The following is a 14,129-nucleotide window of genomic DNA, read 5'->3' as shown; positions in this document are numbered from 1 at the left end:
GCGCCGATGACGAGCCCCGCCTTCCGCCCCACGCATGTCGTGCCGCAGGACGGGCTGCCCGCCTGGGAGACGCCGGACACCTCCCGGCCCACCGTCCCGCTCGACGCGCTGCTTCCCGTCCAGCTCGTCGACCGGCTCGGCGACTGGGGGAGGGTCGTCTGCGCGAACGGATGGTCCGCCTGGGTCGACGGCCGGCTGCTCATCGGCGTACCGCAGGTGCCGCCCGCCGCGACCGGACCGCCCGCCCGCACGGCCGACCCGCGCCCGCTGCTGGCGCGCGTGGAGGAAGCGCTCACCGAGTACCGAAAGGTCGCCGAGGAGCTGGCGTCCGGACAGGCCGACGGCGAGGCCTTCCGAGCCCGGACACAGGGGCGGCGGATCGGTGTCGTCGTCGACGGCGAGTCGATGTGGCTGTACGACGCCGGGCACGAGCGGTGGGTGTTCTGCGACGGGGCACGGCTGAGCACGTTCGCGGCCGAACGCACCCCGACCACGTCGCCGCCCCAGTCGGCGGCGCCGGCGCCGGAGCCTCAGCGGCCCGAGCAGGTGCGGGGCCCGGTCGGGGACGAGCGGCCGCCCCGGGCCAAGGCGCCCGAGCGGGAGCGGGAGCGGGAACAGAAGCAGGGCCAGGAACGTGAGCGGGAGCAGGTCGCGGGCGAGGAGCCCGGCCGAAGGCAGGACGCGGGCCGGGAGACCGAGGTCGTGGGCCGGGATTCCGGGCGGGAGCGGGAACGAGAGCAGGAGCGGGAGCAGGTCGCGGGCCGGGACTCCGCGCGCGAGCCGGTCGCGGACGGGGAACGGGAGCCGGCCGCGGACCGGGAGCGGCGCCGGGCCCGCGAACGTGAGGAGGAGGAGACCCGGGCGGTGCCCGATGCCGCACCGGGCGGACACGAACCCACCCGCGTCGTCACCTTCGACGACGACCGGGGGCGGCCCTGATGGCCGCCGCCGGGCGCACGGGCGGTGACGGCTGATGGAGGACGAGGGGTCCCGGCGCGAGACCAGCCCGTTCGCGGGACGGCCGTCCGACCTGATCGGACGGCGCATCGCGGACTACCGCATCGAGCGGGAGATCGGCCGCGGCGGGATGGCCGTCGTCTACCAGGCCAAGGACCTGCGTCTGGACCGCACCGTCGCCCTCAAGCTCCTCGCCCCCGAACTCGCCCGCAACGACACCTTCCGCGGCCGGTTCACGCACGAGTCGCGCGTCGCCGCGGCCATCGACCATCCGCACATCGTGCCGGTCTTCGAGGCGGGGGAGACGGACGGCGTCCTGTACATCGCCATGCGCTACGTCGCGGGCCGCGACCTGCGTCATCTCCTCGACCGCGAGGGGCCGTTGTCCGTGACGGTGGCCGCCCGGATCGCACTCCAGGTCGCCTCGGCGCTCGACGCGGCCCACGACCACGGACTCGTCCACCGGGACGTGAAACCGGGCAACATCCTGGTCGCCCAGGGCACCGACAGCGACCACCCCGAGCACGTCTACCTCACGGACTTCGGGCTGACGAAGAAGTCGCTGTCGCTGACCGGGTTCACCAGTGTGGGCCAGTTCGTCGGCACACTCGACTACGTGGCGCCGGAGCAGATCTCCGGGAAGCCCGTCGACGGCCGCTGCGACGTCTACAGCCTCGGTTGCGTCGTCTACGAGACGATGGCCGGCCGGCCGCCGTTCCAGCGGGACGACGACATGGCGCTGCTGTGGGCCCACCAGTACGACCAGCCGCCGGCCCTGACCACGAAGCGCCCCGACATCCCGGACGCGATCGACGCCGTCCTCGCGAAGGCGCTGGCCAAGAGCCCGGACGACCGGTACGACTCCTGTCTCGGCTTCGTGAGCGCGCTGCGGATCGCCGCGCACGGCGGGGCGACCGGTGACGGCGCGAGGCCGCGTGCGCGCACCGGGGCCCCTTCCACGGGCGGACCGCCGGGGCCGCCTCCGGAACCGCCGGACTGGGCCAGGCCGGTGTTCCACTCCTGACAGACCGCCACCCGTACGGCGGAGCGAAGCCGGCGCCGCCACCCGCGCCGGTCTCAGCGGGGCGCGACCTCACCCCTGCGGCGGACCCGCCTGGCCAGGAGCGCGCCGAGGAATCCGGCGACGAGCCCCCACAGAACGGCGAACCCGAGGGCGCCCCACACCTGGGGCTTCAGGAAGATCTCCCCGCTCAGGCCGCCGCCGATGTCACCGAGGCCGAGGATCGACAGGCCGTAGTGCGCCGACAGTCGGCCGACGAGACAGATCATGAGGACGGTGAGCGCCAGCGCGACCGCCAGATGGACCGCGTGCTGCCAGGCGCGGATCCGGGCCGGTGAGCGGGCCGCCATCAGGACGGCCGCGCCGAGCAGCAGCACCGCGTCGACCGCCACCAGCCACCAGACCCGGCCGTCGTGCTCGGCCAGGCTGTGCAGGTTGAGCGTGGAGACGTCCGGGGTGCGCAGCACCTCGTCGAGCAGTCGCGGCATCGGCAGCCCGAACGGCCCGTCCACGCGCCCGTTCCAGGTGGCGCCCAGCCCGATGGTGAACGCGAGCCAGACGAGGTTGGGCAGACCGAGGAGCAGCACGGCGAACGTCTCGGACACATGACCGCGGGTCGCCGCGACCACCAGTCCGACGACCACGCCGATACCGACACAGGTGAGCAGCAGGACGACCATGGCGTACGCGGCCGGGCGCACCGACTCCTGGAAGCGCAGCAGGCGCGCGGGCAGCGGAGCGCCGCGCGAGACGAGCAGGGCGATCACGAACACGCCCACCAGCCACAGCAGCCCGAACCCGATGGTCGGACCCGTCTCCGTCTTGAAGCCCACTTTCGGTGTCGCGCCGAACAGGTCGCCGATCGCTCCGATGGTGCCGTCGCCGAGGGACACGGTGAAGTCCTGGCGGGCCGCGAGGGCGAGGCCGACCAGGGCGAGCACCCACAGGAGGGCGATCCGCCCGGCCCATCCGGCGAGTTCGGTCGTTCCGGCGACGGCGCGGTGCCGCAGCGGCCGCAGGAATCCCGCCGCGAGGACGAGTGCTCCGACCAGGGTCACCGACAGCGGAATCACCGTCAGACCGGCCTTGGTGTCGGCGATCGCCCCGGCGTCTCCGGTGAACGTGATGGTGCCGCCGACCGCGGTCACCACCGTGGCCGCGATCACCCGCGGGTAGGCGTTGTCGGGAAGGTCGGTGGCGCCGGACGCCCACAGCCCGAGCGCGGCGACCACCCCCATGGCGATCAGACACGCCAGCACGGCCACGAGGGCCTGGAGCCATCCGTGTCGGGCGGCCGGACGCGCGGCTCTGCGGTCGACTGGCTGCTCGGACGGCGTCTGGTGGCTCACGGTGCCACGCTAAGCAGCCGTGGCACGCTCCGCCCCTCGGGAGGGCCGACCGCGTCAGCTTGCGGGTGCCGCCGGACCGGAGCACACAATGGGTTCGTCGTGGAACAAGTCGGCGCACAACGGTGCCTATCGCCTCGGTGCCGCGGCGCCCCCTCCACCGGGAAGAGGAGCTCGTGAGCGTCGAACCGCCGTCCTCCGGCCGCCCCACCGGCCCGCCTTCGGGGCCGCTGTCGGGCCCCTCGCAGCCAGGTCCCTCAGAGCCGACACCCACTCGGCCCAGCGGCACCCCGCCGTCCGGACCGCCCAGCGGTGCCTCCGGCGCGGGCGGCGGATCCGGCGGTCCCGGATCCGGCGGTCCCGGGTCGGGCGACTCGGGAGCCGGCGGCCCGGGCGGTCCGTCCGGACCCGGCGACGGATCGCCCGGGCCGGACGGCAAGGGCGGCGGGCCCAACCGGCCCTGGTGGAAGTCGGCGCCGCGCGTCGCGCTCATCACCGGCGTCGTCGCGGCGGCGGTGATCCTCGGCATCGTCTTCACCGGCAGCGACGGCGGCAGTGGCGGCGGGGGAACCGGGAAGACCGAGAACGCCGGCAGTGAGGTCTTCCTGCAGGCCGCGGACAAGACGGGGCCCGACCCGTTCACCGAGTCGACCGCCAAGGACAGTTCCACCGAACCGCAGACCCCGACCGCCTCGGGCTCCTCGGAGCCCGCCAACGTGACCCGTGCCGTGAGCGGTTCGGCGCCCGGCCTCTACGGCGGTACCCGCAACGTCGCGAGCTGCGACGTGGAGAAGCAGATCAGCGCCCTCGGGGCGGACCCGGCGAAGAACAAGGCGTTCGCCTCCGTGGAGGGCATCCAGCCGTCCGCGGTCCCCGCGTACCTGCGCTCCCTGACGCCGGTGCAGCTGCGGATGGACACCCGCGTCACCAACCACGGTTACCGCGCCGGCGCCCCCACCAGCTATCAGGCCGTCCTCCAGGCCGGGACGGCCGTCCTCGTGGACGCGCACGGGGTGCCCCGGGTGCGCTGCGCGTGCGGCAACCCGCTCCTCGCGCCGGTTCCGCAGAAGGGCACGCCGAAGACGACCGGTGACACCTGGCCGGGCTACCGGCCGCAGAACGTCGTGGTCGTCGCGCCCTCGAAGACGGTCATCAACGTGTTCGTCATCTTCGACCCCGAGAGCAACGAGTGGATCGCCCGGCACAAGGGCGCCGACACGCACCGCGACGAGAAGACCCGTCCGCCGGAGAGCCCCTCCCCGTCGGTGAGCGAGTCGACGTCCTCGTCCCCGTCGTCCGCGTCGCCCGGCAGTTCGTCGCCCTCGACGCCTTCGTCGTCCCCGTCCTCGGAGGCCCCGAAGACCCCGTCCAGCGCGCCGCCCTCCACTGCGTCGGAGTCCGCCCCGGCGTCCGGATCGGCCTCCGACGACCTGACGACCCACTCGTCCTCGGCCTCCTCGGACCTCTCGTCCTCCGTCACGAGCGGCGGTGCGCCGAAGGCGTCGGGCACCCCCCTGGAACTCTGAGCGACGGCCCGCCCCGGCGCCCCGAACGGCTCGTACGTCCCCGCAAGATCCGACCCCCGCCGCCGGATTCACCGAGAGCGCAACGCCGATGCCTTCCCGTACGTCCCGGCGCTCCTAGGCTGGAGGGGTGAGCGACCACGTGCCGAACGAAGCCCGCGTCATCCCGCTGCGTCCGGCTCCGGCCAGGACGACGAAACCGGCCGGAGCCGCGGAGGCCTCCCGCCATCCGGCCACGGCCGACGCCCCGGCGCGGACACCGCGGGAGCCCTGGCCGCTCCACGCGCCGCGGCCCGTCCCGGCGGTGCCGCCGGCCAAGGAGCCGCTCTGGCGCGACCTCGTCGGCGACGTCCTGCGCCGTGAGCGGCTGGCGCAGGAGCGCACGCTCAAGGACGTGGCCGACGCGGCCCGCATCTCCATGCCCTATCTCTCGGAGCTGGAGCGCGGCCGCAAGGAGGCCTCCTCCGAGGTCCTCGCCGCCGCCGCGCGCGCCCTCGGTCTCGGCCTCACCGACCTGCTGTCGCTGGCCCAGCGGGAGCTGACCCGCCATCCGGCGCCCGGAGCCGTGTCCGGCCGGGGCCGCTCCGCCCCGACCTCCCGCTACGACGGCATGTGCATGGCCGCCTGACGTCCACGGCCCCGGGGCGGCCCGGGGTCAGACCAGGGCGAGCCGGCGACTCAGCACCTCGTCCGCGAGCCCGTACTCCACCGCCTCGTGCGCGGTGAAGAACTTGTCGCGGTCCATGTCCGCGCGCAGGGTGGCGGGGTCGTGATGCGTGTGGCGTGCCAGGACCTCCTCGACCTGCGAGCGGATCCGGAGCATCTCCTTGGCCTGGAGGCTGAGGTCGGACACCGTGCCCTGACGCCCGCCGCTCGCCGGCTGACCCAGCAGGACGCGCGCGTGCTCCAGCACGAACCGTCGTCCGGGGTCGCCTCCGGCCAGCAGCACCGCGGCGGTCGAGGCGGCCTGCCCGACACAGAACGTGGAGATCGGTGCCTGCACGAACGTCATCGTGTCGTAGATCGCCATGAGCGAAGTGAACGAGCCGCCCGGTGAGTTGATGTAGAGGGCGATCTCGCTCTCCGGGCTCGACGACTCCAGATGGAGGAGTTGCGCGATGACGACGTTGGCGACGCCGTCGTCGATCTCCGTGCCGAGAAAGATGATCCGCTCGGACAGCAGCCGGCTGAACACGTCGTACGAGCGCTCGCCCTGCGGGGTCCGCTCGACGACGTTCGGAATCGTGTACGTCCCCATGTCAGAGCCCCATCCGTCGTCGTGACGCGGCCGGGCGGACGTCCTCGAGAGACTCCACCACCCGGTCCACCATGCCGTACTCCCTGGCCTGTTCGGCCGTGAACCAGCGGTCGCGGTCGCCGTCCCGGGAGATCGTCTCCTCGCTCTGGCCGGTGTGCTCCGCGGTGATCCGCTCGATGGCCCGCTTGGTGAACTCCAGGTTCTGCGCCTGGATCTCGATGTCGGCGGTGGTGCCGCCGATGCCCGCGGAGGGCTGGTGCATCATGATCCGCGCGTTCGGCAGCGCGAGGCGCTTGCCGTGCGTCCCCACACTGAGCAGGAACTGCCCCATGCTCGCGGCGAATCCCATGGCGAGGGTGGAGACGTCGTTCGGGATGAGCCGCATCGTGTCGTAGATGGCGAGCCCCGCAGTCACCGAACCGCCCGGGCTGTTGATGTACAGCGCGATGTCGGTACGGGCGTCCTCCGCGGACAGCAGGAGGAGCTGGGCGCAGATCCGGTTCGCGGAGACCTCGTCGACCTGGGTGCCCAGGAAGACGATCCGCTGCGCCAGCAACTGCGCGGCCAGATGGTCGTCGAAGCGGGTCGCGGGGGTGTCGCCCTCCTCGGCCCGTGGGGCGAGGGCCGGGGACCGGCCGGTGATGAGTGGCGTCATGGTTCCTCCTGGTCGTGACGCGACGGGCTTCGCCGCTCACTCCACTCTTGACCCGCCCGCGCCGCCGGAGGCGCCTTCTCGGCCCACGGCAGATTCGCCGAGGGCAGAGCCGCCCGGCGCGGCGCCCGATTCAGCCGGTCCCGGCCCCCCGGCCGGGCGGCCGGGGCCGGCCGTTCAGGAGGCCGTGCGCAGTTCGCGGAAGAAGGCCCGGATGTCCGCGACGAGCAGGTCCGGCTCCTCCATCGCGGCGAAGTGGCCGCCGCGCTCGAACTCGGTCCAGCGGACGATCCGGTCGGTCCGCTCCGCGACATGGCGCAGCGGGACGAAGTTCTCCTCGGGGAACACGGCGAGGGCGGTCGGCGCGACCGACCGCTCGGGCGGCTTGCCCCAGTAGTCCGCGTGGGCCCGCTCGTAGTAGATCCGCGCGGACGAACCGGCCGTGCCCGTCAGCCAGTACAGCATCACGTCGGTGAGCAGCAGGTCCCGGTCCACGGCGTCCTCGGGGCGGTCGCCCGAGTCCGTCCACTGCCGGAACTTCTCCGCGATCCACGCGAGTTGGCCGACCGGCGAGTCGGTGAGGGCGTAGGCGAGCGTCTGGGGCCGGGTCGCCTGGATCGCCGCGTAGCCGCCCTCCTCACGGTTCCAGGCCTGGCCCCGACGCCAGGAGACGAGCGTGCGCTCACGCTCCTCGGGGCTCAGCGCGGCGAGTTCCCCGGCCGTCGGTTCCACCGTGGCGGACGAGCCGGGCAGCAGGTTGAGGTGGACGCCGATCAGCCGCTCCGGATGGGCCCGCCCCAGTTCCCGCGAGACGGCCCCGCCCCAGTCGCCGCCCTGCGCGCCGTAGCGCCGGTAGCCCAGTCGCTCCATGAGGGTGGCGAACGCGGCGGCGACCCGGGTGAACTCCCAGCCGGTGTCGCGGGTCGGCCCCGAGAGCCCGAACCCGGGAATGCTCGGCACGACCAGGTGGAAGGCGTCGGCCGGATCGCCACCGTGTGCGCGAGGATCGGTCAACGGTCCGGCGATGTCGGTGAACTCGACGATCGACCCGGGCCAGCCGTGCGTGATGATCAGCGGTGTCGCGTCGGGTTCCGGCGACCGGATGTGCGCGAAGTGCAGGCGGGCCCCGTCGATCTCGGTGGTGAACTGAGGCCAGGTGTTGAGACGCGCCTCGGCGGCGCGCCAGTCGTAGTCGTGCCGCCAGTACCGGACGAGTTCCTGGAGATAGTCCCTCGGGACTCCGTAGGCCCACCCGACTCCGGGGAGTTCGTCGGGCCAGCGCGTGCGGTCGAGGCGCTGGTGCAGGTCGTCCAGGTCGCTCTGCGGGATGTCGAGACGGAACGGACGGAGACCGGGGGTGTCGGTGAGGTTCATGTCCGCGGATGCTAACTCCGGCCGAGGCCCGCGAGGCAAGGGGTTTTCCCACGTCGGGACCCGGATGAAGCCGTCACCTGACGGCGGCGGACGGGCCGGCCGCGCGTACCCCGGCTGAACGCGTGGCCGCGCGGCAGATGAGTTTTCGGACGAGGATCGGTCGACACTGGTGACGACGTTTCCCGCCCGAGGAGGTACGCATGCCCGCCGACGGTTTCACCACGAGTCTGTGGTTCGACGGCCAGGCCGAGGAGGCCGCCCACTACTACGTCTCGGTCTTCAAGAACTCCGAACTCGGCAGGATCGGCCGCTACACCGAGGCGGGGCCCGGTCCCGCGGGTTCCGTGCTGGCCGCCGAGTTCGTGGCCAACGGCCAGAAGTTCGTCGCGATCAACGGCGGGCCCCAGTTCACCTTCGACGAGGCGATCTCCTTCCAGATCCACTGCGCAGACCAGGAGGAGGTCGACCACTACTGGAACAGGTTCGCCGGCGACGGCGGCGAGCCGGGCCCCTGCGGCTGGATCAAGGACAAGTACGGCCTGTCCTGGCAGGTCGTCCCCGCCCGGCTCATCGACCTCATCGCCGACCCGGACCCGCAGAAGGCCGCCCGCACGACCCGGGCCATGCTCCAGATGTCGAAACTGGACATGGCGGCCCTGGAGAAGGCGTACGCGGGGGAGTGACCGCGGCCGAGCGGCCGGCGCGGCGGCCCTGACCCGGGGGGCGCCGGTGGACGGCGCCCCCCGCGCGGGTCATGCGAGCTGTCCCGAGTGCAACGCCGTGTACGCGCCGCCCCGCCGGATCAGTTCCTCGTGGGAGCCGACCTCACGGATCGCCCCGTCGTCCATCACCACGATGCGGTCGGCGCCCTGGACGGTGGACAGCCGGTGCGCCACGACGAACGTGGTGCGTCCCCGCAGCAGCCGTGTCAGCGCCTGCTGGACGAGCGCCTCGGAGCGGGTGTCGAGGGCGGAGGTCGCCTCGTCGAGGATGAGGACCCGGGGATCGCGGATCAGTGCCCGCGCGATGGCCAGCCGCTGCCGCTGGCCTCCGGACAGCCGCGCCCCGTGCTCACCCACCAGGGTGTCGAGGCCCTGCGGCAGCCGGTCCGTGAACTCCAGCGCGTTGGCGTCCCGCAGAGCCGCGCGCACCGCGTCGTCGCCGGCGTCGTCCATGCCGTAGGCGACGTTCTCGCGGACCGTGCCGTCGAAGAGGATCGACTCCTGCGGTACGACCGACACGAACCGACGGTAGGTCCGCAGATCTAGGCCGGCCATGTCGGTGCCGTCGAGCAGCAGCCGGCCCGAGGTGGGGCGGATGAACCCGATGACCAGGTTGAGCACCGTGGACTTGCCCGCGCCCGAGGCGCCCACCAGCGCGACGGTCTCCCCGGGAGCGACCGTGAGGGTGAAGTCCCGTACGGCGGGCCGCCCTTCCTCGTGACCGCGGCCCGGACCCTCCCCATAGGTGTGGCCCACCCCCTCGAATGCCACCGCGCCGCGTACCGTGACGACCTCCGACTTGCCCTCGTTGTCCTCCAGTTCGGGAGCCTGGAGCACCTCGCCGACCGAACGCACCGACTCCAGGCCCTTGGTGATGACCGGGGCCAGCCCCGCGAGGGTCGTCGTGGACGTGGTGAGCGTGGTCAGGAAGGCACTGAGCATCACCACGTCGCCGGGCGAGACACTCCAGTAGCCGTAGTACGACACCAGCGCCGCGCCCGTCAGGAACAGGACGCCGACGGCGTTCAGGAACACCCAGGCCAGCGACGCGAACCGGCCGTTGAGCAGGTCCAGGCGCAACCCGGAACTGAGCACCTGGCGCAGGGTGCCGTCCACGCGGCGCAGCGCCTTCCCCTCCAGACCGTGCGCCCGGGTGACGGGTATCAGCCGGGTCATCTCCGTCACCCGCGAGGACAGATGCTCGACCTCGTGCCGGAAGTGCTCGTTCTGGGCGCGCAGTCGCGTCCGCAGCCGGGCGACCAGCAGGGCGGCGACCGGCACCACGCACAGGAAGACAGGCACGAACTCGGGGGTGCGCACGGCGATGACGACGAGACCGCCCGTGAGCACGGTGAGCGCGCCGAGCCCGGTCTCGGCGGTCTGCTGCACCATCTGCTCCACCGTCTCCACATCGCGGATCACCTTGGCCTGGAGGACGCCCGCGCTGACCCGCGAGTGGTAGCCGATCGACAGCTGTTGCATCCGGGTGCACAGTGCCGAGCGCAGGTCCGTGCCCATGCGGCGCACGCTGCCGTGGAGCAGTCGCACGTACAGCAGGTGCATGGGGATGTTGACCAGCAGGATGAACAGGATGCCCCCGGCGCTCGCCCAGATCCGTGCCACCGGCCCGTGCCGGACGACGGTGTCGATGATGGTCGCGGTGATCAGCGGCAGCAGCCACAGCGGGCTGTGCTTGACGGTGAAGACGAGGAACGCCGCCGCGAGCCGGGCGCGGTCGGCGCGGAACAGATAGGCGAGGGTGCGGACCGGGTGCTCGTCCCGGTAGCGGTGGTCGAGCGGTTTCTCGGACGACGCCATCGGCGGTGGTTCCCCTCCAGTGGGCGGTCAAGGAGCAAGCGCACTCTCCCCGGACCTGCCGTCCGGTACACCCGCGACGGGGTTCCGCGCCCGGACCCCGTACCGCCGCCGTCCGGTTGCTGTCGGCGCGCACCGGCGCCGTCCGTGCGGAAGGGGCCGGGGGCAGGGCTCAGGACGGTGGCCGGCGGGGGCGGATGCGCGCCGCGAGGACGGCCACATCGTCCTCCGCGTGCCGGGCGTCGAGCCTCCTGAGCACCTCGTCGAGCAGTTCGCCGACCTCCGCGTCCGGCGGCGGACGCAGGGCCGCCAGCCTGGCCAGCGACGTGTCGATGTCCTCGTCGCGGCGCTCCACCAGCCCGTCGGTGAACATCACCAGCGTGTCGTCCGGGGCGAGCGCGCGCGTCGCCTGCTCGTAGCCGCCCACTCCGGTGCCCAGTGGCGGCCCCACTGGCAGGGACAGCAGCTCGCCCGAGCCGTCCCCGGCGAACACCACGGGAGGCAGGTGCCCGGCGCTGGCGATCGCCGCGGTGCCGCGGGCCGGATCGACCCGTACGAGCAGACAGGTCGCGGGACGCCGGGTGCCGTCCTCGGAGACCGCCGCGTCCAGCCGGCGCAGCACCCGGTGAGGCGGCAGATCCGTCGAGGCGACGTAGCGGAGCATCGACCGGTAGGCGTTCATGTCCACCGCGGCGTCCAGCCCGTGACCCATCACGTCGCCCACCACCAGCAGGGTGCGCCCGAAGTGCAGCCGCACGGTCTCGAACCAGTCGCCGCCCACCAGGGTTCCGCCGCCGGCGGGCAGATAGCGGGTGGCGAGGCCGAGGTTCGGGTGGGGCCGGCCCGGCTCGGCGAGCAGTGCGCGCTGGAGATCCAGGACCGTGCCGCGCAGGGCGTCGTGGCGGCGCGAGTGGCCGAGGTGCACGGCCGCGAGCCGAGCCGCGTAGTGCGTGCCCGAGGTGTCCGCGTCAGTGAACGCCGCCCCTCTCCTGACGGCGACCAGTACCCCGTACAGCAGTCCGTGGGCGAGCAGCGGCACCGTCATCACCTGACGCGGTGTCCGGCCGGACAGGTCGATCGACGCGGTGATCGCGTGCCCCTCGTCCAGTGCCCGGACGGACAGCGGACGCGGGCCCGCCGACGGAGTGAGCAGCTCCGTGCGTCCGGCCGTGGCGACCCGGGACAGCTCGGGATCCCGGCAGGGGGCGTCGGCGGGCACCTCCGGGAGGAGCAGGTCCACCGCGGCGGCCTCGCAGAAGTGCCGGCGGGCGTACGCGGCGAGCTCCTCGCAGGTCGTGCGCTCGTCGAGGGTGGTGCCGACCGAGTCGATGGCGTCGTCCACGGCGTCGGACGGCACCGCGGCCCGCGTCGTGTCCTCACCGCCAAGGCCCGCCATCCCACCTCCACCGCAGCGCACATCCGGCTCCATCCACGCACGGCGGCGGCCCGCCCGCACGCTCAGGCGGGCGGCGCCGACTCGTTCACCAGCACCGCCGCGCCGTCGAAGCGGCCCGCCTTCAGGTCCCGCAGCGCCTCCGGGGCACGCGACAGCGGATAGACGTGCGTCGTCGCCCGCACACCGTGCCGCGCGGCGAGCGACAGGAACGCGCGAGCGTCCTCGCGCGTGTTGGAGGTGACGCTGCGCAGCTCCTTCTCGTAGAAGAGATCGCTCTCGTAGCGCAGCGGCGGCACATCGCTCAGGTGGATGCCCGCCACCGACAGGACACCGCCCCGGTCCAGCGCCCGCAGGGCGACCGGCACCAGGTCACCGACCGGTGCGAACAGGATCGCGCTGTCGAGGCGCTCGGGCGGCTCGTCGTACGCGCCGCCCGCCGACGCCGCGCCCAGCGCGAGCGCCAGCCGTCGCGCCGCGGGATCCCGCGTCAGGACGTGCACCGTGGCGCCCTCGGCCAGGGCGAGCTGCGCGCAGAGGTGGGCGCTGCCGCCGAAGCCGTACAGCCCGAGCCGGCCACCCGGCGGCAGCGCGGCCCTGCGCAGCGCCCGGTACCCGATGATGCCGGCGCACAGCAGCGGAGCCAGCGCCACGCTGTCGACGCCCTCGGGCAGCCGGTGGGCGAAGTCGGCAGGCACCGTCGTGTACTCCGCGTAGCCGCCGTCGGCGTCCCAGCCGGTGTACTCGGACGCCGGGCAGAGGTTCTCGGCACCGCGGACGCAGTACGCGCAGGTGCCGTCGGTGCGCCGCAGCCAGGCGACGCCCAGCCGGTCGCCGGGCGCGAAGCCGCGGGCCCCGGGGCCCGATCCCGCCACCACGCCGACGACCTCGTGGCCCGGTGTCACGCCGGGCCGGTGCACGGGCAGGTCGCCCTCGGTGACGTGCAGATCGGTGCGGCACACCCCCCACGCACTCACCCGCACCAGGAGTTCGCCCGGCCCCGGCACCGGTACCGGCTTCTCCACCAGCCGCAGCGGCTCGCCCTCGACCGGCCCCGGCCGGGCCACTTCCCACGCCCTCATCGCGCACCCCGTCCCGTCGACGACCTGCACCGCCCTCGTCCAAGTCTCGTGCAGCGCCGTCCGCTCGGCGCGCGACCCGGGCGAAGCCTGGCTAGCGTGAGCAACGGAACCGTTCACCGAACCGGAGAAGGTACTGGTCATGGCCGTACAGCCTGAAGGAACGCCCTGCTGGGCGGACGCGATGTTCAGCGATGTCGAGGGGGCCAAGAGTTTCTACGGTGACGTGCTCGGCTGGACGTTCGGCGAGGCGTCCTCGGAGTACGGCAACTACACGCAGGCCTTCTCCGACGGCAAGGCGGTGGCCGCCGTCGTGCCGCCGATGCCCGGGCAGGAGGGCCAGTCCGCCTGGTGCCTGTACTTCGCCTCCCCGGACGCGGCAGCGACCGCCGAGAAGATCAAGGCCAACGGCGGCGAGGTGCTCATGGAGCCGATGCAGGTCGGTGACTTCGGCACCATGACGCTGGCCCGTGACCCGAGCGGTGCCGTCTTCGGTGTCTGGCAGGCGGGCGTGCACGAGGGCTTCGAGAAGATCGGGGAGCCCGGCGGGTACGCCTGGGCCGAGGTCTTCACCCGCGACCCCGGCAAGTCCGACCCGTTCTTCCCCGCGGTCTTCCCCTTCGCCGCCCAGCAGGTCGAGGACGACAACGTCGACTTCCGTGTCTTCAGCCTCGACGGGAACCCCGTCCTCGGCCGGATGACGATGACGGACGACTTCCCGCCCGAGGTACCGCCGTACGTCAACGTGTACTTCGGCGTCGACAACTGCGACGAGGCGGTGGCCCGGGCGACCGCGCGGGGCGGTGTCCTGCGGTTCGGTCCGATGGACAGCCCGTACGGCCGGTTCGCGGCGATCAGCGACCCGCAGGGCGCGTCGTTCTCCGTGATCGACATGTCCACGACCCAGGGTGAGATGCCCGGGATGACGGACGTGTCCTGACGCCTTGACGCGCGTGGGCAACCACACGCATGCGGTAATCGTCCCTCCT

The 14,129-nt window shown here is 73.0% G+C and carries 12 protein-coding genes and 1 pseudogene; 6 read left to right on the top strand and 7 right to left on the bottom strand.

From position 1 onward, the window contains the following. Positions 1-6: 6 nt before the first annotated feature. Positions 7-480: pseudogene (locus tag ABZT74_RS21485) on the top strand (hypothetical protein); the annotation flags it as partial. Between the two features lie 493 nt (positions 481-973). Beyond that, positions 974-1,981 carry a serine/threonine-protein kinase gene (locus ABZT74_RS21480; protein WP_356174553.1) on the top strand — a complete coding sequence of 336 codons (1,008 nt, stop codon included), beginning with the start codon at positions 974-976 and terminating at the stop codon, positions 1,979-1,981. A gap of 53 nt (positions 1,982-2,034) precedes the next feature. Here ABZT74_RS21480 and ABZT74_RS21475 read toward each other — a convergent pair whose 3' ends face one another. Further along, positions 2,035-3,327 (bottom strand): streptophobe family protein, encoded by a 1,293-nt coding sequence (locus tag ABZT74_RS21475; RefSeq protein WP_356437208.1) that lies wholly within the window; start codon positions 3,325-3,327, stop codon positions 2,035-2,037. A 173-nt stretch (positions 3,328-3,500) separates the two neighbouring features. Here ABZT74_RS21475 and ABZT74_RS21470 point away from each other — a divergent pair, with 173 nt between their 5' ends. Further along, entirely contained in the window at positions 3,501-4,850 is a 1,350-nt protein-coding gene (locus ABZT74_RS21470) for a DUF6777 domain-containing protein (protein ID WP_356437205.1), read from the top strand. 127 nt (positions 4,851-4,977) lie between these two features. Further along, a complete protein-coding gene (locus ABZT74_RS21465; RefSeq protein WP_356437202.1) occupies positions 4,978-5,475 on the top strand; it encodes a helix-turn-helix transcriptional regulator in 498 nt (165 codons plus the stop codon). 27 nt (positions 5,476-5,502) lie between these two features. Here the strand turns inward: ABZT74_RS21465 and ABZT74_RS21460 are convergent, their stop codons facing one another. The 3 genes from ABZT74_RS21460 to ABZT74_RS21450 form a co-directional block, all read right to left on the bottom strand. Further along, complete coding sequence (locus ABZT74_RS21460; RefSeq protein ID WP_355877576.1) at positions 5,503-6,105, bottom strand: ATP-dependent Clp protease proteolytic subunit; 603 nt, start codon at positions 6,103-6,105, stop codon at positions 5,503-5,505. 1 nt (position 6,106) lies between these two features. Next, positions 6,107-6,760: an ATP-dependent Clp protease proteolytic subunit gene (locus tag ABZT74_RS21455; protein ID WP_355877579.1), complete on the bottom strand. Its 654-nt coding sequence runs from the start codon at positions 6,758-6,760 to the stop codon at positions 6,107-6,109. Between the two features lie 174 nt (positions 6,761-6,934). Continuing rightward, complete coding sequence (locus ABZT74_RS21450) at positions 6,935-8,131, bottom strand: epoxide hydrolase family protein (RefSeq protein WP_356437199.1); 1,197 nt, start codon at positions 8,129-8,131, stop codon at positions 6,935-6,937. 200 nt (positions 8,132-8,331) lie between these two features. On the opposite strand from ABZT74_RS21450, the gene ABZT74_RS21445 reads away from it, so the two are divergent. Continuing rightward, on the top strand, positions 8,332-8,814 hold the full coding sequence (locus tag ABZT74_RS21445; RefSeq protein WP_355877585.1) for a VOC family protein: 483 nt from the start codon (positions 8,332-8,334) through the stop codon (positions 8,812-8,814). Positions 8,815-8,883: 69 nt separating this feature from the next. Here ABZT74_RS21445 and ABZT74_RS21440 read toward each other — a convergent pair whose 3' ends face one another. The 3 genes from ABZT74_RS21440 to ABZT74_RS21430 all read right to left on the bottom strand — a co-directional run bounded on the left by ABZT74_RS21440 (position 8,884) and on the right by ABZT74_RS21430 (position 13,143). Then, a complete protein-coding gene (locus tag ABZT74_RS21440) occupies positions 8,884-10,671 on the bottom strand; it encodes an ABC transporter ATP-binding protein (protein WP_356437196.1) in 1,788 nt (595 codons plus the stop codon). Positions 10,672-10,840: 169 nt separating this feature from the next. Further along, the gene (locus ABZT74_RS21435; protein ID WP_356177354.1) at positions 10,841-12,064 is read right to left on the bottom strand and encodes a GAF domain-containing SpoIIE family protein phosphatase; all 1,224 of its coding nucleotides are present in this window, start codon (positions 12,062-12,064) and stop codon (positions 10,841-10,843) included. Between the two features lie 62 nt (positions 12,065-12,126). Further along, on the bottom strand, positions 12,127-13,143 hold the full coding sequence (locus ABZT74_RS21430; protein ID WP_356437193.1) for a zinc-binding alcohol dehydrogenase family protein: 1,017 nt from the start codon (positions 13,141-13,143) through the stop codon (positions 12,127-12,129). A 139-nt stretch (positions 13,144-13,282) separates the two neighbouring features. Here ABZT74_RS21430 and ABZT74_RS21425 point away from each other — a divergent pair, with 139 nt between their 5' ends. Continuing rightward, complete coding sequence (locus tag ABZT74_RS21425) at positions 13,283-14,080, top strand: VOC family protein (RefSeq protein WP_356177352.1); 798 nt, start codon at positions 13,283-13,285, stop codon at positions 14,078-14,080. Positions 14,081-14,129 lie beyond the last annotated feature (49 nt).

Origin of the sequence: Streptomyces sp. NPDC005302 (genome assembly GCF_040607345.1) — a bacterium.
GTDB lineage: Bacteria > Actinomycetota > Actinomycetes > Streptomycetales > Streptomycetaceae > Streptomyces.
The sequence above is the reverse complement of the archived record's forward strand: the minus strand, read 5'-3'. Positions and strand labels throughout refer to the sequence as shown.